Annotated in this window: 16 protein-coding genes; 5 read left to right on the top strand and 11 right to left on the bottom strand. The window is 53.3% G+C overall.

Annotation, left to right across the window (positions count from 1 at the left end; all coding sequences use genetic code 11):
* Positions 1–22 precede the first annotated feature (22 nt).
* The 6 genes from RG807_RS05310 to RG807_RS05285 form a co-directional block, all read right to left on the bottom strand.
* Positions 23–466, bottom strand: coding sequence for a universal stress protein (locus RG807_RS05310; RefSeq protein WP_298450872.1), 444 nt, complete (start codon positions 464–466; stop codon positions 23–25).
* A gap of 35 nt (positions 467–501) precedes the next feature.
* Entirely contained in the window at positions 502–1,788 is a 1,287-nt protein-coding gene (locus RG807_RS05305) for a TRAP transporter large permease (RefSeq protein ID WP_298450869.1), read from the bottom strand.
* Between the two features lie 39 nt (positions 1,789–1,827).
* A complete protein-coding gene (locus RG807_RS05300) occupies positions 1,828–2,421 on the bottom strand; it encodes a TRAP transporter small permease (protein ID WP_309043965.1) in 594 nt (197 codons plus the stop codon).
* 117 nt (positions 2,422–2,538) lie between these two features.
* The gene (locus RG807_RS05295) at positions 2,539–3,564 is read right to left on the bottom strand and encodes a TRAP transporter substrate-binding protein (protein ID WP_309043964.1); all 1,026 of its coding nucleotides are present in this window, start codon (positions 3,562–3,564) and stop codon (positions 2,539–2,541) included.
* Positions 3,565–3,686: 122 nt separating this feature from the next.
* Positions 3,687–4,214, bottom strand: coding sequence for a YqiA/YcfP family alpha/beta fold hydrolase (locus RG807_RS05290; RefSeq protein ID WP_309043963.1), 528 nt, complete (start codon positions 4,212–4,214; stop codon positions 3,687–3,689).
* A 6-nt stretch (positions 4,215–4,220) separates the two neighbouring features.
* Positions 4,221–5,213: an LLM class flavin-dependent oxidoreductase gene (locus RG807_RS05285; protein ID WP_309043962.1), complete on the bottom strand. Its 993-nt coding sequence runs from the start codon at positions 5,211–5,213 to the stop codon at positions 4,221–4,223.
* Positions 5,214–5,260: 47 nt separating this feature from the next.
* Here RG807_RS05285 and RG807_RS05280 point away from each other — a divergent pair, with 47 nt between their 5' ends.
* Positions 5,261–6,019, top strand: a complete 759-nt coding sequence (locus RG807_RS05280) for a putative 4-mercaptohistidine N1-methyltransferase (RefSeq protein WP_309043961.1) — start codon at positions 5,261–5,263, stop codon at positions 6,017–6,019.
* Positions 6,020–6,182: 163 nt separating this feature from the next.
* Positions 6,183–7,691, top strand: a complete 1,509-nt coding sequence (nhaD, locus tag RG807_RS05275) for a sodium:proton antiporter NhaD (RefSeq protein WP_309043960.1) — start codon at positions 6,183–6,185, stop codon at positions 7,689–7,691.
* A 60-nt stretch (positions 7,692–7,751) separates the two neighbouring features.
* Here the strand turns inward: nhaD and RG807_RS05270 are convergent, their stop codons facing one another.
* Together RG807_RS05270 and RG807_RS05265 are read right to left on the bottom strand one after the other, a co-directional pair.
* Positions 7,752–8,315, bottom strand: coding sequence for an NADPH-dependent FMN reductase (locus tag RG807_RS05270; RefSeq protein WP_309043959.1), 564 nt, complete (start codon positions 8,313–8,315; stop codon positions 7,752–7,754).
* Positions 8,316–8,459: 144 nt separating this feature from the next.
* On the bottom strand, positions 8,460–10,010 hold the full coding sequence (locus RG807_RS05265; protein ID WP_309043957.1) for an EAL domain-containing protein: 1,551 nt from the start codon (positions 10,008–10,010) through the stop codon (positions 8,460–8,462).
* Positions 10,011–10,350: 340 nt separating this feature from the next.
* Between RG807_RS05265 and RG807_RS05260 the strand changes: the two genes are divergently transcribed.
* Complete coding sequence (locus RG807_RS05260) at positions 10,351–11,928, top strand: parallel beta-helix domain-containing protein (RefSeq protein ID WP_309043956.1); 1,578 nt, start codon at positions 10,351–10,353, stop codon at positions 11,926–11,928.
* A 101-nt stretch (positions 11,929–12,029) separates the two neighbouring features.
* Positions 12,030–13,295 carry an SO2930 family diheme c-type cytochrome gene (locus RG807_RS05255; protein WP_309043955.1) on the top strand — a complete coding sequence of 422 codons (1,266 nt, stop codon included), beginning with the start codon at positions 12,030–12,032 and terminating at the stop codon, positions 13,293–13,295.
* Positions 13,296–13,337: 42 nt separating this feature from the next.
* Here the strand turns inward: RG807_RS05255 and RG807_RS05250 are convergent, their stop codons facing one another.
* Positions 13,338–14,363, bottom strand: coding sequence for a helix-turn-helix domain-containing protein (locus RG807_RS05250; RefSeq protein ID WP_309043954.1), 1,026 nt, complete (start codon positions 14,361–14,363; stop codon positions 13,338–13,340).
* 166 nt (positions 14,364–14,529) lie between these two features.
* On the bottom strand, positions 14,530–14,856 hold the full coding sequence (locus tag RG807_RS05245) for a GreA/GreB family elongation factor (RefSeq protein ID WP_298450829.1): 327 nt from the start codon (positions 14,854–14,856) through the stop codon (positions 14,530–14,532).
* A gap of 214 nt (positions 14,857–15,070) precedes the next feature.
* On the opposite strand from RG807_RS05245, the gene RG807_RS05240 reads away from it, so the two are divergent.
* A complete protein-coding gene (locus tag RG807_RS05240) occupies positions 15,071–16,117 on the top strand; it encodes a tellurite resistance/C4-dicarboxylate transporter family protein (RefSeq protein ID WP_309043953.1) in 1,047 nt (348 codons plus the stop codon).
* Here the strand turns inward: RG807_RS05240 and RG807_RS05235 are convergent.
* On the bottom strand, positions 16,092–18,332 hold the full coding sequence (locus RG807_RS05235; RefSeq protein ID WP_309043952.1) for a heavy metal translocating P-type ATPase: 2,241 nt from the start codon (positions 18,330–18,332) through the stop codon (positions 16,092–16,094). The genes RG807_RS05240 and RG807_RS05235 overlap by 26 nt on opposite strands.

Below are 18,332 nucleotides of genomic sequence, written 5' to 3'. Positions count from 1 at the left end.
AGGCCGGCCCATGAAATGGGGCTCAAACCACCAGAACCGGGCACTTGGCCTGAGAGGCCACCCGGTGTGAAACACTACCGAGAAGCATCCCGTCTTTGTCGCTATGAGTGCCTCGAGTTCCCACCACGATCAGATCTGCTTCTTTGTCTTGGGCAAATTTCACAATAACCTTTGATGGACGCCCGGATTTCACAAAGCCGCGAATCTTCGTTGCCCCGTGGTCGATAGCCATATCCTTGGCATGTTTGACCACTTCTTTAGCGTAATCAGACAGCACTTTGTCTGGAATATCCATGTCCGCAGGCCGGCCAATGGAGAGAGACGCTTCGAACAGGCTGTGGTGCTTGTACACGCAGAGAATGAAGATCTCGGTTTCAGGCATCAGTTTTTGAAACCCGATAGCCTTATCCAAAGCCTTGAGTGAAGTTTTGGACCCATCCACCGCCACCAGTATCCGTTTGAACATGCTTGTCTCCTTATAAATTCAGATCCAGGTGTGCGTCAGTCTGCAAAGGCAAGGTCACGCAGGAACAGAGCAATCTGGGGGAAGGCAATGATCAGGCCGGCCGCCAGGATCAGCATGAAAATAAACGGAGGCGTGCCCCGGATAACTTCAAGGTAAGGCCGTTTGAAGATCGCGATGGCTGTGAAGATGTCACAACCAAACGGCGGTGTTGCAGATCCGATTGCAACCTGCAGGGTGATGAGTACGCCCACCAGCACTGGGTCCAAACCCGTTGCCTGAATGGCAGGAGCAAATATTGGCGTTAATACCAGGATGACGACAATGGGGTCTACAAACATGCAAGCGACAAAGAAGGCCACGCAGATAGCGATAAGCACGCCGACCGGGCCGGCCTCGTTTACACCAACAGACTCCAGGATTGCCTGGGGGATCTGGGCAAAGGAAATGATCCAGGAGAAGCCGTTACCTACGGCCACCAGAATAAAGACCACGGCGGTGATCAGGCCGGTAGATTTGGCAATCTTGTAAACTTCACCAATCTTCAGGGAGCGGAATATGATGAATTCCAACAGGAATGCATAGAGTACGCACACCGCTGCGGCCTCTGTAGGGCTGAAAATACCGCCATAGATACCACCCACAATGATAACCGGGAAAAACAATGGCCAACTGGCATCACGAACTGAAAGCGCACGCTGGCGCCAGCTTGCCTTGGGCTCCGTTGGTACGTTGTTTTTGTAGGCGTAGAACAGGCAATAAAGCGAGAACATGAACAGGATCAGGATGCCCGGGCCGACACCCGCAATGAATAGCTCTGCAATGGAGGTTTGGGAGATAACCCCATAGATGATCATGCCGATGCTGGGAGGTATCAGGAAGGCAATGTCACTGGCGTTTATGATCAATGCCAGCGTAAACGAATCGGAATAACCGGCCTTGAGCATTTTGGGACGTAATGGCGAGCCAACCGCCACAACGGTCGCCTGGGTGGAGCCGGAAACGGCGCCGAAGAGCGTGCAGGAAGTTGCGGTACTGATCGCCAGGCCGCCCTTAATATGGCCGATAAAGGCCATAACCATGTTGATCAATCTATCCGCAGACTGGCCACGGGTCATTATGTCTGCAGCAAGAATGAACATGGGTACGGCAATCAACGAAGCGGGTCGAATGCCCCCCATCATCTGCTGAATAAACGTGCCCATCTGGCCGAAGCCGTCGAACATCATAACAAAGCCAACGACGGCGGCGGTCGTCAGTGGGATCATCATCGGGAAACCGAGCAGCAGTAGCCCGATCATGATGATCATTAGAATAGTCGCCATAGGTGTGCCCTTTTTTATCGTGCCCGGTGTAAAACCGGATCAGACTTCCGATTCTGAATCAGCGTATCCGTCGATCACTCCGGTGGAGAGATAAACATCCTCAGTAGTGAAGTTCTTGATTGCTGTGAGGAAATACTGAATGCCAGTCACGGCAAAGCCCACAGGCACCCAGATATAAATCCACCAGATCTCAAAACCCAACGCCGGCAAAATACGGCCACGGCTGTAAAGAGTCTCGATGTATCCGTAGGAGTGGTAGCACAGGAAGAACATTACCGCAGAAGTAAACAGGGCGATGAGGATCATCAGCACCTTGCGGCCTTTGGCTGGTAGTGCATCGTAAACTGCAGACATTCGTATGTGACGCCCGTAACGCGCCGCGTACCCGATGCCGGCAAAGGTCACGAGAATAATCAGGATGCGATTGATTTCGCCCGAGAAGAAAAAGCCCTCTCCAAAAACAAATCGCGCAATAACGTTTACAACGGTATTGATGGCCATGAGGATAATACCTGCGGCCAATATGACGGCCTCGGCATTGGCAATCCAACCGTCTATGGTTCCCAGAAACCCGGGCAGACCGGACTCAAAAGTACCGGTGTCGTCATCTATCTCCGGGGTGTTCTCCGACATGGGATCTGCTCCGGTTCATGTCGCTCCCGACCGGTCACTCATGCTTGGCGGGGCGGGGTTGGTTCTATGGAGTGTCCGCCGGCGAGTGCCGGCGGACACAGGAGCAATGCAAGAATTTTACTTTTGCACGGCTTTCAGGTCTTTCTTGAACTGGTTTAGCAGTTGTTCGCCGCCCTTGCCAGTCATCTCAATGAACTTTTTCTCAACTTGAGGAGCGCGAGCTTTGAACGCCTTGATCTGCTCTTCATTCAAACGCGTTACAGTAACCTCGTCACTGGCTGCCTGGATCTTTGCAAGAGCTTCATCCGCCAAACCATCGATATGGGTGATGATTTTTTCAAAAGCATAGTCTGCTGCATCCTGGATGAGCTTCTGGTCTTCTTTTGACAAGCCGTCGTAGAAGTCCTTGTTGGCCATTGCCGCAGTGGTGAACCAGCCGTGACCGGTGTAAATCAGGTTAGGTGACACTTCGTACAGCCCGCCTGACTCGATCCAGAAAATCGGGTTTTCCTGACCGTTGATCATGTTGGTCTGCAGAGCGCCGTAAACTTCACCCCAGGGCAGTGGCGTTGGGGTCGCGCCGAACGCAGAGTAGGTTTCAGACAACAGCGGGTTGGTCATAACCCGGATCTTCTTGTTCTTCATGCCTTCGGGTGTTGTGACTGGCTCATCCAGCGTGATAACAAACTCGCCTTCCGGGTACATCTGCAGAAGCTCAAGGCCTTTCTCGGAATAAAGCTTAGGAAAGTCTTCGTTGATGGCCTTACTCTCACGGAAGAAATCAATAACCGTGCTTATGTCTGTGGGCATCAGGTAGGGGATAAAGAAAATTTGTGCTTCAGGAATCAGAGCACCGGTAAAGCCAGGCGACTGGTTAACAAAATTCAGAATGCCTGCCTGGGTTTGTTCCATGATGTCATCAGACTCACCCAGCTCGCCAAAACGATAAACCTGGAGGGTGTGGTCGGAGTTCTCTTCGATGTATTCCTTGAACTTATATGCGTATACATCCTGTACGTCGCCTTCATACTCTTCGTGAGCGTAGCGCCAGTTGGCTGCGTTCACAGAGTTTGCTGCGGTCATTGCCGCGAATGCGAACGCTGAAATTCCGGCCAGTTTCTTGAGTTTTCTCATGCTGCTCATCGGGTTTTCTCCGTTCATTTTTTTTCAGACATTTATTGTTACATTAGTAGAGACTGGCAAAACTTACCGACTTTCGCAAGAAAATGGCCTGTTTGGTTCCATATTGGCCAATATGTGTTCGATTACTGGATGCCGGCTCTTGAAAGGAATCCCTCGAACTCGTTGGTGATCCGTTCAAGACTGTTTGCAAGGCGGTGACCATCGGGGAGTAGCAGCGTTGGCAATGCCTGTTTTCGGGCCAGCTCAATAACGGGCATTGGGGGCACTACGTCGTCATCCCAGCCGTGGATGATCTGCACGTGTTTGGCTTGTATGCGCGGGCTGGATTGCGGGTAGCCCTCCATTGCCAACGCCGGTGCCAGCAGAAAGCAACCCAGGACCGGGGTTTGCTCACTGGTTTGCGCGCAAACCCAGCCGCCCATGCTGGAGCCTGCAAGAATAATGTTGCGGGGGTTTGCACCACTGGCGGCTATGGCGTCTTGCATCTGGGTAAGGCGAGCGGCCGGGTCTTTGGTGCTTCTATGGTCTATGGCGTGCGCCCGGACGTTTTCAAAGGACTCGGCCAAGGCTTTGAGGGCCTGAATTTTGGTTCCCCCCGGACCGCTCTCCAGACCATGGGAGAGGAAAACGTGTGTAATGCTTTTATTCATGGCGTTTTAGCCTTTCCGGGTTTCATTAAGTATGTCGAGTGCATGCCGCCGTTTTTCCGGATCATAAATATCCACGGTAAACATAAGCTCATCCACGTCCACACTGGCCAGTAGTTCATTGATTTGTGTTTTGATAGCCGCGGCATCGCCAAGCAGTTGCAGCCCAAGAAAATCCTTAACAGTCGCCTGCTCAGCTGGATTCCAAAGGCCATCCATTGATTCCACCGGCTCTTTCATCCAAAGGGGCTGTCCCCGGAAAAGCGCCAGAATTCTCTGGTAGCTGGTGGTCGCAAGGTACTTTGCTTCCTCAGGGCTTGCAGCAGGCACGGCGGGAACCGCCAGCATGCTATAAGGCTTTTGCAGTTGCTCGGAAGGCTGGAAGTTGTCCTGGTACACCTTCAAAGCCTCACGGTACAGCCGTGGAGCAAAATGCCCGGCAAAGGCATAGGGTAGGCCTCGCATGGCAGCCAGTTGGGCGCTGTAGAGGCTTGAGCCCAATAGCCAGATCGGCACCTTTGTGCCTGCACCAGGAATGGCCTTTACTGCTTGGCTGGGGTTAAGGGGGCCAAGCAGAGACTGTAATTGCGCAACATCTTCCGGGAACTGTTCCGCCCCCAATCCTTCCCGGCGCAGGGCGCGAGCCGTTATTTGGTCAGTGCCTGGCGCTCGGCCAAGGCCCAGATCAATGCGGCCGGGGTAAATGCTTTCGAGCGTTCCGAATTGCTCTGCAATCACCAGAGGTGGGTGGTTAGGCAACATGACACCGCCGGAGCCAACCCGAATGGTTTGGGTTTTGCCGGCAATGAGACCAATCAGCACGGAGGTTGCCGAGCTGCTGATACCCTCCATATTATGGTGTTCAGCCAGCCAGAACCGCTTGAAGCCGAGATTTTCGGCATGCTGGGCGTAAGCCACGCTGTTCGCCAGTGTGTTGCCAACGGTATCGCCTTCGCGAACCGAAGCGAGTTCGAGTAATGAGTAGTCAGGATAATTGTTCATAGTGCTAGGATAGCATTTGAAGCTCCACTACAGAGAAGGAAACCATTGTGCAGCAAAGTGCCTATTATGAAGACGACACCACACTGGCCCAGTACCTGGAGTTTCACTTTGGTGAGCAGTGGCATGGCGAAGCAAACTTTCCCAGGGGCCTGGCAAGAGTAGCTATTGAGGCCATGGACGGGCGCACTATGGGGAAAGCTCTGGATATTGGCTGTGCCTGTGGGCGCACCAGTTTTGAGTTGGCCCGGGTGTTTGCGCATGTGGATGGCATCGACTTCTCCACCAAGTTTGTGGAGCAGTGCCAGGTGATGGCCAGAGATAAAGTGGTTCGCTACGCCCGGCCGGAAGAAGGCTCACTGGTGACGTATCAGGAGCGTACTCTCGCGTCCTTGGACCTGGAAGAGACTGCTGAGCGGGTGGCGTTCCATCAGGGCGACGCTTGCGACCTGAAGCCTGAGTTCACAGGGTACGACCTGGTGCTGGCGGGTAACCTTATCGACCGGCTTTACGACCCTTCACTCTTTTTAACCCGCATTCACGAGCGCATGAGTGACAACGGGCTCCTGCTGATTGCCTCTCCTTACACCTGGCTGGAGGAGTACACACCTAAAGAAAAATGGGTGGGCGGCTTCCAGAAAGATGGTGAGAGCTACAGCACGTTTGACGGCCTGCGCGACATGCTGGCACCGCACTTCACCTTGGTGAAGGAGACCCGAAGCCTGCCATTTGTGATCCGTGAGACGCGCAACAAGTTCCAGCACAGCTTTTCCGAGCTGACAATCTGGGAGAAAAGCAGGGCGGATTAGCTATAGATACACTTTGGGTACGGTTCAAAAAGTACGAGTGCCGGGCAAGCGCAAAATATAATAGCTTACGAACGACTTAGATCACGTCGACTTGACGGAAGCTATGGTGCGTAAAGTGCACTTTGATTGATAATGTGCGCCCCAAACTTTTGAGCCAGATCCCATGACTGAAAACAGTAGTTCCGAAAAACTGCCGTTCCGGCGTTTTTCCAATCGTGTAATTGTCCCTTCCAGCATTTTTGCAAAAGTAACTTTAGTCTTTTTTGCAATCTTCTCATTTGGTTTCAGTGCGCTGGCAAGCGCTGCAGAATCCAATGCTCAAAGCCTTACCCATCATCCGGTTGGCTATATTTCTATCATCATCTTTGTCATTGCCATGGCATTCGTGATGCTTGAAGAAAAGCTGCACCTGCGCAAATCCAAGCCGGTGTTGCTGGCGGCGGGTTTGATCTGGTTCCTGGTTGCCGGCGCGGCAGCCATGAGTGGCGATACGGAAAGCGCTAATGCAGCCTTGAAGCACAACCTGCTTGAATACTCAGAGCTTCTTCTATTCCTGTTGGTGGCCATGACTTACATAAATGCCATGGAGGAGCGTCAGCTGTTTGATGCCTTGCGTGGCTGGCTGGTAAGCAGAGGCTTTAGCTATCTCAGCCTGTTCTGGATTACCGGCCTGTTGGCATTCTTCATCTCACCTATCGCAGACAACCTGACTACCGCTCTATTGATGTGTGCTGTGCTGCTGAAAGTCGGTGAAAACAGCCCAAGATTTATCGGTCTCGGTTGTATCAATATTGTGGTCGCAGCAAACGCCGGTGGTGCCTTCTCGCCGTTTGGTGATATCACCACACTGATGGTTTGGCAGAAGGGTGTGGTTGAGTTTACGGAGTTCTTCAGGCTGTTTATTCCGTCGGCTGTTAACTTCCTCGTGCCAGCCATTATCATGAGCTTTGCTATCCCGCGCGAACAGCCTCAGGATGCATCGGATGCCGTAATCATGAAGCGTGGCGCTCGTCGCACAGTGGTGCTGTTTTTGCTGACCATTACCACGGCCGTGCTAGGCCACAACTTCCTGCATCTGCCCGCAGTGGTAGGCATGATGATGGGCCTCGCCTATCTTCAGCTCCTGAGTTATTACCTGCAACTCAGCTTCAAGCGTGGCGTTGCCCGTGAGCGGGTTTGGGCTGAAAACCATCAGAATACACGCCTGCTCGCACGGCTCGACAAGGCGGTGCCTTTCGACATATTCAACCCAATGGCACGCACAGAGTGGGATACGCTACTGTTCTTTTACGGGGTTGTGCTGTGTGTGGGCGGGCTTGGGTATATCGGCTACCTCGCCGAGATTTCCCAGTTGCTGTATACCGACTGGAATGCAACGGGTGCGAACATTGCGGTGGGTGTGATCTCAGCCATCGTGGATAACATCCCGGTGATGTTTGCGGTGCTTTCAATGGGGCCGGATATGTCCCATGGCCAGTGGCTTCTGGTTACGCTGACTGCAGGGGTGGGTGGATCTATGTTGTCGATTGGTTCTGCCGCAGGTGTCGCGCTGATGGGCCAGGCGAGGGGTTACTATACCCTTATGTCACACCTGCGCTGGACGCCAGTGATTGCCCTTGGATACGCAGCATCCATTGCAACCCATATGTGGTTTAACGCCCACCTGTTTTGATAGGCCAAGCACGGAGCCCTCAAGGGGCTCCGTTGCTCAAGCCGTATTGCCCAGCGCCTATTAGCGCATTGTCTTCAGGGCTGTTGCCCACTTCTCCATTTCTGTCAGCATAGTTGTTGCTGAATGGTCGATGTGCTCGTTGGAGCTGAACACCTTGTTGTCGTCCAGGTGGTTCCAGGCCATGGGCACCATCACGCCTTCAACCATCGGCATCATCTTCAGGGTATTGACCAGCTGGCGAGCCAGTGTTGCTGCGCGAATACCGCCCGCAGCGCCGCCATAGCTAACGAAGCCGCAGGGCTTGTAGTTCCATTCTGTGTAAACGTAATTCAGAGCGTTCACAAAGGCTGGCGGTGGGCAGTAGTTGTATTCTGGCGTTACAAACACAAAGGCATCGGCTGAGTTAACGCTTTCAGACCAGCGTTTCGTATGTTCGTGTTCATAAATGCCTGAGCGCGGGTGGTTGGCTTCGTTGTAAACGGGAAGATCAAAGTCAGCCAAATCTATTAGTTCGCAGTCGAAGCTGGAGTTGTTTGTCGCAAACTCGTGAAACCAGGTTGCGATGGATGGGCCAATACGGCCAGGGCGTGTGCTGCAAATTACGATATTCAGTTTAAGTGCCATGAACAATGTCCTGAATGGATGTGAGTGCCGTGCCAAAACCGGCGGTACAAGATGTGCTTTAAATCAAGATGTTCGCGTCCATTACTTCAAACGAAGCATTTTGAGAGAGATGAACAGGAAATCCGATCAAGTGCGTAAACCGGGTTAGAGTGTTTGGCGCACGCGTTCCTCAAGTGTGCGTGCCGACATCGGCCTGCCAAATGCCCACCCCTGCCCAAACCTGATGCCCATGCCAGCCACGATCTTTGCCTGAGCATTTGTTTCCACACCTTCCGCAACAACGTCCATGCCCAGTTCATGTGCAATGCGGACCATTAACGGAACAAGCGCCGCGCCCAGCCCACCGGTATCTATATCGAATACAAAACTGCGGTCAATCTTCAGCGTGTTGCATCCCAGATCCCGCACCTTTGCGAGATTGGAGTAGCCGGTGCCAAAATCGTCGACCGCCAGCTCGAAGCCATTCTGTTTGATCCAATGTATGCAGTCTTTGGCAGTGGCCGTATCCAGGTTCTCGTCCTCGGTAATCTCAAAGGTAATGTTGAACCGGGATGTCGCAAGAGCCAGAGAAATATCGGCATCTTTCATTCTGCTTTGGGCAATATCGGAAGGGAACAGATTGATGTTTACCTTGAAGCCTGCGGGCAGGCCTGTTCTGGCGTTCAGGTCGTCCAGAGTCTTCTGCATGACCAACTGGGTAAACCGCCAACTCTCGCCAACACTGGCCAGTACCGGGATGAATTCTTCCGGATCAATCGCGCCATAAGCATCACGAAATCGCGCGAGAACCTCACACCCGATGATGCTTCCGTGTTCTAAATCGACAATGGGTTGATACAGTGGGAAATAAGCTTTGTGCTTTAGCCCTCTTATTATCCTCCGCGATGTACTCAATCGTCTTTTCAGAACAAGCCAGCTCACCAGGCCTGACCCTGAGCCTAAAATCAGACCGGTCATTACAAGAAAAGCCGCAAGTGATGGGTTGCGTCTTAGAACATCCATGTGTTCTATTTCTGTGCTTGCGCAATAGGGGATCGTGTTACTACAAGTTTGCGAGTAGATGGATGTGAGCGTGGTCGCATGTGCGGATTTGTCGCCCAAACTGCGGTATACCCCCGAGTCTCCGAAGGCATGCTGGATTTGCGCAAGCCTGTTGCGGAAAGTCAGTTCCCAGCGACCGTTAACGGTTACTAACTGTTCCAGCCAACGGGTGTCAAAAACCACGTTAAACCGGCCTTTCCCCACGATGGGGGCGGTCATATCACCATTAAAGAGGATAAGACGAACAGCCGGCCAGTATCGGAAACCGTCTTCGCTGGTAAAGTCCCACGGCCCCTGCTGGTAGGGAGATTCCAGAATGCCTTGGCCCGTTGTGCACAGAACAGCGTTGTCTCTGACAAAACCAATATCCCGTACACGGTTGGCAAGGAACAGCTCCCGCCGCATGACCGCCAGCATCGTTTCGTTGCATTGATCAATGCCCTGAGCGTTCAGCCGATTTATCACAGAACGGCTTTCCAGCGCAATCTTTTCAGCCTCAGAAATCAATGCATCGAGTTCTACCGATTGGGATGCCAAGGTGCCCTGAACGGCTACAACAAGCGTTATCAGCACATACACGCAAAAGGCGCTGAGGCCTGAGGCCATAACGATCAAGACCTGCGTCCAGCGAAAGGAGTGGCCAACGTTGGGCATATACAAGGCTTTCTTGAGGTGTTTCGATCACTATAGTTGAAAGTGACGGCAGGATGAAAACAGTCGCACCTTGTGTTGCTTCCCATAGCGTATCTGCAGTGAAAATCGATGTGCATAATCTCCAAAATTCCGTATTTGAAAAATCAGTCAGTGTCGATTTAGGTGCTCTGTAACCCTCGGGGTTTGTGGCATTTAAGGAATTGCCCAGAGGTTCGGCGTTTCTGAATATCGTTTGTTCTCGCTTTGTTTGATGTTCATCAATAGTGTTTTCTGTGGCGCGTCACCTTCCACAGCGAATGCGTGCCAGCTCAAAACCAACAATAAACAAGCAGGAATCATCATGCGTCAGAGAACGAAGCTCTCACAACTCTTTACGGTTTCAGCATTAGCCAGCGGGTTGCTGCTGGCTGGCTGTGGCGACGACGGTAAGGATGGCAAAGATGCCGTTGCCGGAAATGTAGGCCCGACTGTTGTGGCAACAACCACTTCTGGCTTTACCATCACCAACGATGCCATTTTTGTGGCACCAGATGCGGTTACGGGTGATGACATCACCGAAGCGCTTTCCCTCGCGTTGTTTAATCTTCCAGAAAATGCCTTGGTGGTTCTGCCTAAAGGGCGCTTTACTGTTACCGAGGGCATTATCGTTAACAGTGCGCAGGGACTTACGATTGCCGGGTACGGCATTAATGAAACCATTCTTGATTTCGGCACATCCAATGGCGACGACGCGTTTCGTTTTCAGGGTGGAAACGGAATTACAGTGCGAGACTTGGGAGTCTATGAGGCTCCGAAAAATGGCATCAAGACAACCAACGTTGATGGCATCCATATCACTTACACCGCTACGGTTTGGGAAGGTGAACTAGAAGCCGACAACGGTGCCTATGGTCTCTACCCGCTCAACAGCAAGAACGTGTTGATGGAGAACAACTACGCTTATGGCTCCGCTGACGCTGGAATCTACGTTGGTCAGTCCGAAAACATCGTGGTGCGGAATAACACGGCCAAAACCAATGTGGCTGGCATTGAGATAGAAAACTCCAGCATGGCAGATGTTTACAACAACATTGCTGTTGGGAACTCTGGCGGTATTTTGGCGTTTGATTTGCCTGGGCTGGTAAAAGCCTATGGCGGCAATGTGCGAATCTTTAACAATCAGGTTTATGCCAATAACGCAACCAACGTAGGGGCCAGCGTGGTTGGTGCTGTGCCACCGGGGACTGGTGTTATCGTGCTTGCTGCCAGCGATGTTGAGATCTACAACAATCAGATTACAGACAACGACACTACTGCGATTGCGATCACCAGTTACTTCCTGATTGATGACGAGGTGGCAGGGTACCCGGCCAACTATGGTCCGACAATGACGGATGGCTGGAGCCCGACAGTGAAAAACGTCTACTTGCACAACAACACGATTGCTCGGAATGGCAACGCCCCGCGGGGTGATCTGCTTGTGGATGTTATCGCTGGGTATACATCCACTATGAACAGTACGGGTATGGCGCAAACCTTTCCGGCCATTCTTTACGATGGTATTGGTGAGTTGTTATCGAATCTTGGTGCTCAGGGAATCGGAGGTTTTGATGCGCTTGTTGGTCCAGACGCAGCTGCCGATGGGGTGAACTATGATCCTTATGGCACCAGCGATCTGATTTGCGCCAACAGCAATATCAACGGCAACCCCGCACCTGAGTACGACGAGGTCAATACCGGCTTGGTCTTTCCGGTCGATCCGGCAACAGCGACTTTCACCAATGGCGAGCCTGATCCGCAGTTGCTGATCGAACCGATGATCGGCACCAATTACTTGTCCTGTACCCAGCCTCGCCTTGCACCAGCCGTGGTGACCTTCAAAAACAATGTATACGGCTGTACCGGGGATGATCTGGCAGAAGCAGCGTGCGCACTGTAAACAAGCATCCTGAGCTTTTAGCTACATTGTAATAATAAATAGCGATGGGGCGTCGGCGGCTATATCACCTGACGCCCTGCCGCTGCACGAGAGCATTACACATGAGAAACACAAGCAAAACGACAGCATTGGCTCTGGTTACGTCTTTTTTTCTGGCCGCGTGTGGCGGTGGTGGGGATGACGCCGGCGGCGGCACGCCTCCATCCGCAGGCGGTGCCCTGAATTCCGGAGCTGGATCCCCCACAGGTGCTCAGGGCAGTTGCAGTGCCACGACTTCCGGCGTTAACTGGAATGCGTTAATGACAGAAACCTGCCCAAAACTCTCTGACTACAAGCTGTTCACCAATGCCAGCGACCCGACCAGTGGGCCTACCCCTGGTGGCGTACCCTATGATTTGTCGACTGCACTGTTCTCGGATTACACCAGCAAGTACCGCTTCATTTTCGTGCCAGAGGGTGAGAAAGCCAGTTACAGCGTTTCTGAAGTGCTGGATTTCCCCGTGGGCACAGTTATTGCGAAAACGTTTGCACTACCTGAGAACACCGCATTGCGTGATGGTAACGAGTTGGTGATTGAGACCCGCCTGTTGATTCATCGTGCTGACGGCTGGTTTGCACTCCCTTATTATTGGGATTCAGAATCTGACGCGTCATTGGCCATAGCAGGTAAGCGCTTGCCGGATCTCAGTACCATTAACAATCAGGGGCAAGAGATCACGTTTGACTACTCTGTTCCTAAAGCAGCGGACTGCAGCTCCTGTCATGCTATCTTGCCCCGGGATGGGGGCGATCAGATCTTCTTGCCTATCGGACCTAAAGCGCGCTACTTGAATACGGATCATACCTACCCTGACGGCACCGTGTATAACCAGCTTCAGTACATGGCTGAAGGTGGGTTATTGGCCGATCTGCCATCCAATTTCCAGAGTGTCGAAAAAGCGCCTGTATTTAATGATGAGGTATCTATTCCGTCGCTCAGTTCGAACGAGCTAGACGATGCTGCTCGCGCCTATCTCGATATAAATTGCGCACATTGTCATCGCGCAGACCTGACTCTACCAGCCGGTTATGCAGGCGCAGCTGGCACCAGCGGTGTGCAACTGGAATACGGTCGGGATTACGCAACAGATCCAGGCAAATTTGGTGTCTGCAAGACCCCGGTTGCCGGGGGCAAGGATGGCTATCCGTTCGATGTGATTCCAGGTAACCCTGATGACTCTTATCTGTTATTCCGTATGACAACAGTGGATAACCGCCACAAAATGCCCGAGCTAGCTCGTAACACTCCCCACCAAGAAGGAACGGCGCTTATTCGTAGCTGGATTGATCAACTGCCTTCGGCAGGATGTTCTCCTTCCACGCCATAAACCTCACGTATAGCCTGAAATATACAGTGCCGAACGAGGGCTTCAGTTAGCCGTGTTGTTCTGGCGAAATTCAGTAGGCGTACACTGCTGGATTTCCCGGAACGCTCGGTTGAATGAGCTCAGGGTTCGGTACCCCACATCCAGCGCAATATTGAGGATTGGAGTCTCTGGTTCGGCGATCAGGCGCTCTGAAGCTTCAGCAATTCGGAGCTGGTTAATGTAGTCGTTAAAGTTGCGATAGCCCAATTGCTTGTTGATCAGCGCCCGAGTGCGATATTCGGGAAGTTCGAGTTTTCCCGCCAGCATCTTTAACGTCAGGTGTTCTGTTCGGTAATACCTTTCGTCCATCAAGCTTGTGAGGCGAGCTATGTGCTCATGTTGGGGGGGTGCCTGGGTGTCGGTTTCCGGTGCCTGCACGGGGTGTTCGGTTTTCACAATCGGGGGAGGGCCACTGCGGAACGAGAGGTCGCTGAACCGGCCTTTTAGAAGGAAGGTCGCTATAGCAACTCCCGTAACCGAAACCACCAGTGCCCGGTTAACGGCATAGGCAGCGTCCAGATTGAATGCCAAAGCTACAAGTGCCACGGCGGTGCCGGCAACAACCAGAACGAACGCGCGAAGCTTTCGGCGGGGTTCCATCAGGTCAGCCGACCAATCAGCGATAACCGCCCAAAATCCGTTGGCGATGATAAAGAACTCGAACACTTCCCCCAGATCCCAGCCAAAGAAAAGCAGAAGCCCTTCCGCGCTCTGATGGGTGGAAAATAACCTTGCTATGGAGGGCGCAATCACACTATAGAGTGCCATCGCGCTCCACACGGAAAACACGTGTAACCGCTGGCGGAAGGTTGCCTGGCAGAGCAACCAGAACAGGGCCGGCAGCATGCCTTGCAGGTTCAGGGTGAGCCACTGCCAGTGAACAGGCGTGAGCGGGTGGAGCAGAAAACCGAAACTGGCGATGAGAAAAACCGCGAATACCCGCGCTGCAGATGAATGTTGCAGTTCCCGGGTTGTTGCGATCAGAAGAATAACCAGACAAGCCAGACCAAAGCCGGTCAAAATCAGCATGCTTAAAATACTCGACGCTGTTTATTGTTGTTTGTATGAGACGGATGCAAACATGTCACTCAGGCGTGCCGCTGTCAATTACGACATGCGATACGTCACGTACCGGCCCGGCTGAGAGACTTTGCAGGAAAGCGAAAGGGAGAGTGGTAGTTTGGGCCAGGCTACGTCAGCCCGATATTTTGAGCACAACCGCGTGCCCTTCTTCATTGCCCGACCCCAGTTTCACCACGCTTCCCGGCGTGGTGCCGAGCAGTGCAAGCCCGAATGGTGAGCCTATGCAGACGTCATCTTTTTCGGCTTCCGGGCAGGAGCCAGAATCTGTTAGGCGAAAGGTAAGTTCCGATGAGTCCAGGCAGTTGATCAGCGTTACCGTGCTGCCAATCATGGCAGTGTTTTCGGGGGGAATAACGGGGTTTCTGTAAAGCCTTCCCAGTTTTGCATTAAGCGTTGCGATATCACGTGAACCCAGGTTAAAACCCACATTCATCATCATGTCTGTATCTCTGCTCACCGGCTAATTAAAGGAAATCGAAAGGAGGCATAAAGAAACTATGGAAAGCTCCTTCACTGAGGTTGCCGGCACCATAGCACCTTTGGATTTAAAGGCAAGGGTGGGTCATGTTGCCGCGCCAGAGTTGAACCAACCCGGCTCTGAACTAAACTGCAGTTTGATCAAAAGCGCGTATATCGTGGGAGTTGTCAGTTAGATGAGCGTAGGTGGGAGGGGTGTAATTCAGGATTTGAAAGGCTTGTCACCAGCTTATTTTGGCATGGTGATGGCAACGGGTATTATCTCTTTAACCGCCCACATGCTGGGTTTTGATGTGGTTGCCAAGGGTTTGCTCTACCTTAACCTTTGTTTCTACGTGGCATTATGGGCCGCCACACTCTCACGCTTGGTGCTCTTCCGTCAGGCGTTTTTCCTCGATGTGATAGACCATCTTCGTGGCCCTGGTTTTTTTACGCTACCTGCTGGCTCCAGTGTGCTTGGCAGCCAATTTATCATGCTCACGGATTTTACCCTGGCCGGGCGCGTGCTTTGGGTGTTTGCGATTCTGTTGTGGCTGGCGCTGACCTACACCATCTTTACAGCGTTTACCGTAAAAGAAGAAAAGCCGTCGCTGGACAAGGGTATTACCGGCGGGTGGTTGCTGGCGGTCGTAGCAACCCAGTCCATTGCGGTGCTCAGTGCGTTGATTGCCGTGGATATGCCCCAACCCTACAAGTTGGGCATCAACTTTCTGGCGCTGTCCATGTGGCTTTGGGGTGGCATGTTGTACATCTGGATGATGTCGCTGATTTTCTACCGCTACACCTTTTTCAAATTCTCTCCCGGCGATCTTGCGCCGCCGTACTGGATCAACATGTGCGCCATGGCCATCTCGACGCTGGCGGGTTCGTTGTTGATCATTAATGTGAAAGACGCGCCGTTTCTTGATTCCTTGCTGCCCTTTCTGAAAGGCTTCTCCGTTTTCTACTGGGCCACTGGCACCTGGTGGATACCCATGCTGTTTATCCTCGGTATATGGCGGCATGTGTATAAGAAATTTCCGCTGGAATATGACCCTTTGTATTGGGGAGCCGTGTTTCCATTGGGTATGTACGCCGCCAGCACCCATGAGATGGCAGGCGCAATGGGCTTTCACTTTCTGGACTTCATCCCCATCAGCTTTTTCTACCTTGCCCTTGTTGCCTGGGCCATTACGTTTATTGGCCTGGTGCGATCGTTCAGGCCGGCGAAGTTGCGTGGCTGACGGCAGGCGTTGTGGCTGGCGCATCACCGGCAAGCTGCCTTTGCATGCGCAGGCTGTTGAACAGAACACAGAGGCTGCTGAGTGACATGGCAATGGCGGCAATCACCGGCTGAATCCAGCCCATCACCGCCAGCGGTATCACCAGGGCGTTGTAGCCCACTGCCCAGAACAGATTCTGGTACATAAGCTTGCGTGCCCGTTGTGCCAACTGCAGGGTGGCGGGCACCTTGCCGATGCTTTCCGTTAGGTAGACAGCCGCTGCTGCGCCAGTGGCGGAGGCCGCATTGCCCACCGCAATACCCAGCCTTGCACCGGCCAAAGCCAAGCCATCGTTAAGGCCGTCGCCGACAAATACGGTGGGTGTCTGCTTTTCCAGGTTATTGATGAAGTTGTGTTTCTGCTCGGGGGAATACTCTGAGAGCACATGTTCCGGCGCAATGCCAAGGCGTTTGGCCAAATCCAGGCAGGCTTTTCGGGTATCGCCGCTGAGCAGGTAGATGGCATAACCCTGGCGCTGCAGTTGGTGGATTGTGGCGGCCGATTCTGGCCTGAGGGTTTCCTGAAACCCGATCTTGCCGGCATAAAGCTCGTTGCAGGCCAGATGAACGCTCATTCCTGTATCTTCGGTGGGTGGTACGCCGATGCCCTGTTCCCTCAGCCAGTTGGCGCGCCCGGCCAGAGCGACCGTCTCCCCGTTTACCCAGCGTGTTCCAAGCCCAGAAAAACTCTCCCGTGTGCCTTCAGGGGCTGGCTCAGGCGCCGAAGGCATCTTCGCCATCAGGCCCCGGGCAACCGGATGTGCTGACTCCTGGAGCGTGTTCTGAGCCAATTGCAGCAGGCTGCTTTTTGTCCATTGGCCGACCGGTGTGATTCTGTCTACGCTGGGTTCGCCGGTGGTTAAGGTGCCGGTTTTATCGAAGACAATCGCACCCACTTCGGCCGCTGCCTCAAGGGCGGCGGGGTCTTGTAATACTATGCCGCGATTAATCATATTGGCGTGCCCCATGGTGATCACCAGAGGGATGGCCAGGCTAAGGGCGCAGGGGCAGCTGATGATCATAACGGCCAACCCACGTGCCGCAGCCTCTGGAACCGGAACGCCTTGAACAAGGGCAAGGCCTGCGGCCAGTGTGGCAGCGATCAGAATCACTGGTAGCAGAATACGCGCAATGCGATCAGTCAGGCGTTGAAGAGTGGTTTTACGGCTGAGCAGGGCGCTGATAGAGCGGGATAATTGGTCGATGCGGCGTTGGCCAGTGCTGGCCGTTACGGCCAGTTCCAGCTCGCCTTCCACCAACTGGCAGCCTGCGAGCAGTTCTGCGCCTGGTCCGAGCGCCTGGGGCATGTGTTCGCCGGTCAACATGGAGAGATCGGCTTGGCCATGGCCGTGCACAATCCGGCCATCCAGAGCCAGTTGTTCGCCAGCCCTGAGCACAATGTGTTCGCCGGCTTTGATGTCGTTTGCTGGGCGGGTGTCGAGTTTTCCTTCAGGCGTTTTGAGGGTTACCTGCTCGGGTACATGCTGAAGGTAGCGACGAATGATCTCCGAGGCGCGCCGGCGCACGCTGGTATCCAGCAATCTTGCGATCAGCTGGAAGGTGATCAGCATAACCGCGGCGTCGAAGTACACATGGTAGCTGCCAGAGATAAGCTGCCATGTGGAGATTATGCAGGCCGCGAAGACTGCGAGAAAAATAAGGCTATCGAGGCCCGGTGCGCCTGCAATCAGCGTGCGCCAGCCCACCCGATAGAAGTGAGAGCCAGAATAGAGCACGACCGGAGCGGCGAACAAACCGCTGGCGACGGCCAGTGGCCATAAGACTTCCGCCTCTACCGCACCAAAGGGTGCCAGATAGATTAACAGGGCCGGCATCATGCTCCACATGCCAAAGACCACGGCAACCGCCAGCCGCCTTTGTAGATGCTTGCGCACCGATTCCGCCTGGAGCTTGCTGCGGTCCGGGTCAACCGAGCTGTGCAATCTGTAACCCAAGCGAGCAACAGCTTGCTGAAGATTCGCCAGTGAGGGCTTTTCTTTGTCCCAGCAAATCATTGCTACGTCTGCCGCGAAATTAACAGCGGCGTCACTCACCCCCGGTTGCTTTTTCAGCAGGGCTTCAACTGCGATTGCACAGCTGCCACAGCGCATCCCTTCAATCATCAGGATGTCCTGATTATGATGTTCCTGTGCGGTGCTCCCGTTGTTGGCGGCCAT

Source organism: Marinobacter sediminicola, assembly GCF_031157525.1.
GTDB classification, from domain to species: Bacteria; Pseudomonadota; Gammaproteobacteria; order Pseudomonadales; family Oleiphilaceae; genus Marinobacter; species Marinobacter sediminicola.
This window is presented reverse-complemented; position numbering and strand designations above follow the sequence as displayed.

Bases quoted from the DNA above. Each gene is read 5' to 3' on its own strand.
- RG807_RS05235 (WP_309043952.1), bottom strand. From the start codon at position 18,332: ATGGCCGCCAACAACGGGAGCACCGCACAGGAACATCATAATCAGGAC.
- nhaD (WP_309043960.1), top strand. From the start codon at position 6,183: ATGACTGAAAACAGTAGTTCCGAAAAACTGCCGTTCCGGCGTTTTTCC.
- RG807_RS05255 (WP_309043955.1), top strand. From the start codon at position 12,030: ATGAGAAACACAAGCAAAACGACAGCATTGGCTCTGGTTACGTCTTTT.
- RG807_RS05305 (WP_298450869.1), bottom strand. From the start codon at position 1,788: ATGGCGACTATTCTAATGATCATCATGATCGGGCTACTGCTGCTCGGT.
- RG807_RS05240 (WP_309043953.1), top strand. From the start codon at position 15,071: ATGAGCGTAGGTGGGAGGGGTGTAATTCAGGATTTGAAAGGCTTGTCA.
- RG807_RS05260 (WP_309043956.1), top strand. From the start codon at position 10,351: ATGCGTCAGAGAACGAAGCTCTCACAACTCTTTACGGTTTCAGCATTA.
- RG807_RS05270 (WP_309043959.1), bottom strand. From the start codon at position 8,315: ATGGCACTTAAACTGAATATCGTAATTTGCAGCACACGCCCTGGCCGT.
- RG807_RS05285 (WP_309043962.1), bottom strand. From the start codon at position 5,213: ATGAACAATTATCCTGACTACTCATTACTCGAACTCGCTTCGGTTCGC.
- RG807_RS05300 (WP_309043965.1), bottom strand. From the start codon at position 2,421: ATGTCGGAGAACACCCCGGAGATAGATGACGACACCGGTACTTTTGAG.
- RG807_RS05250 (WP_309043954.1), bottom strand. From the start codon at position 14,363: ATGCTGATTTTGACCGGCTTTGGTCTGGCTTGTCTGGTTATTCTTCTG.
- RG807_RS05265 (WP_309043957.1), bottom strand. From the start codon at position 10,010: ATGCCCAACGTTGGCCACTCCTTTCGCTGGACGCAGGTCTTGATCGTT.
- RG807_RS05245 (WP_298450829.1), bottom strand. From the start codon at position 14,856: ATGATGATGAATGTGGGTTTTAACCTGGGTTCACGTGATATCGCAACG.
- RG807_RS05310 (WP_298450872.1), bottom strand. From the start codon at position 466: ATGTTCAAACGGATACTGGTGGCGGTGGATGGGTCCAAAACTTCACTC.
- RG807_RS05295 (WP_309043964.1), bottom strand. From the start codon at position 3,564: ATGAGCAGCATGAGAAAACTCAAGAAACTGGCCGGAATTTCAGCGTTC.
- RG807_RS05290 (WP_309043963.1), bottom strand. From the start codon at position 4,214: ATGAATAAAAGCATTACACACGTTTTCCTCTCCCATGGTCTGGAGAGC.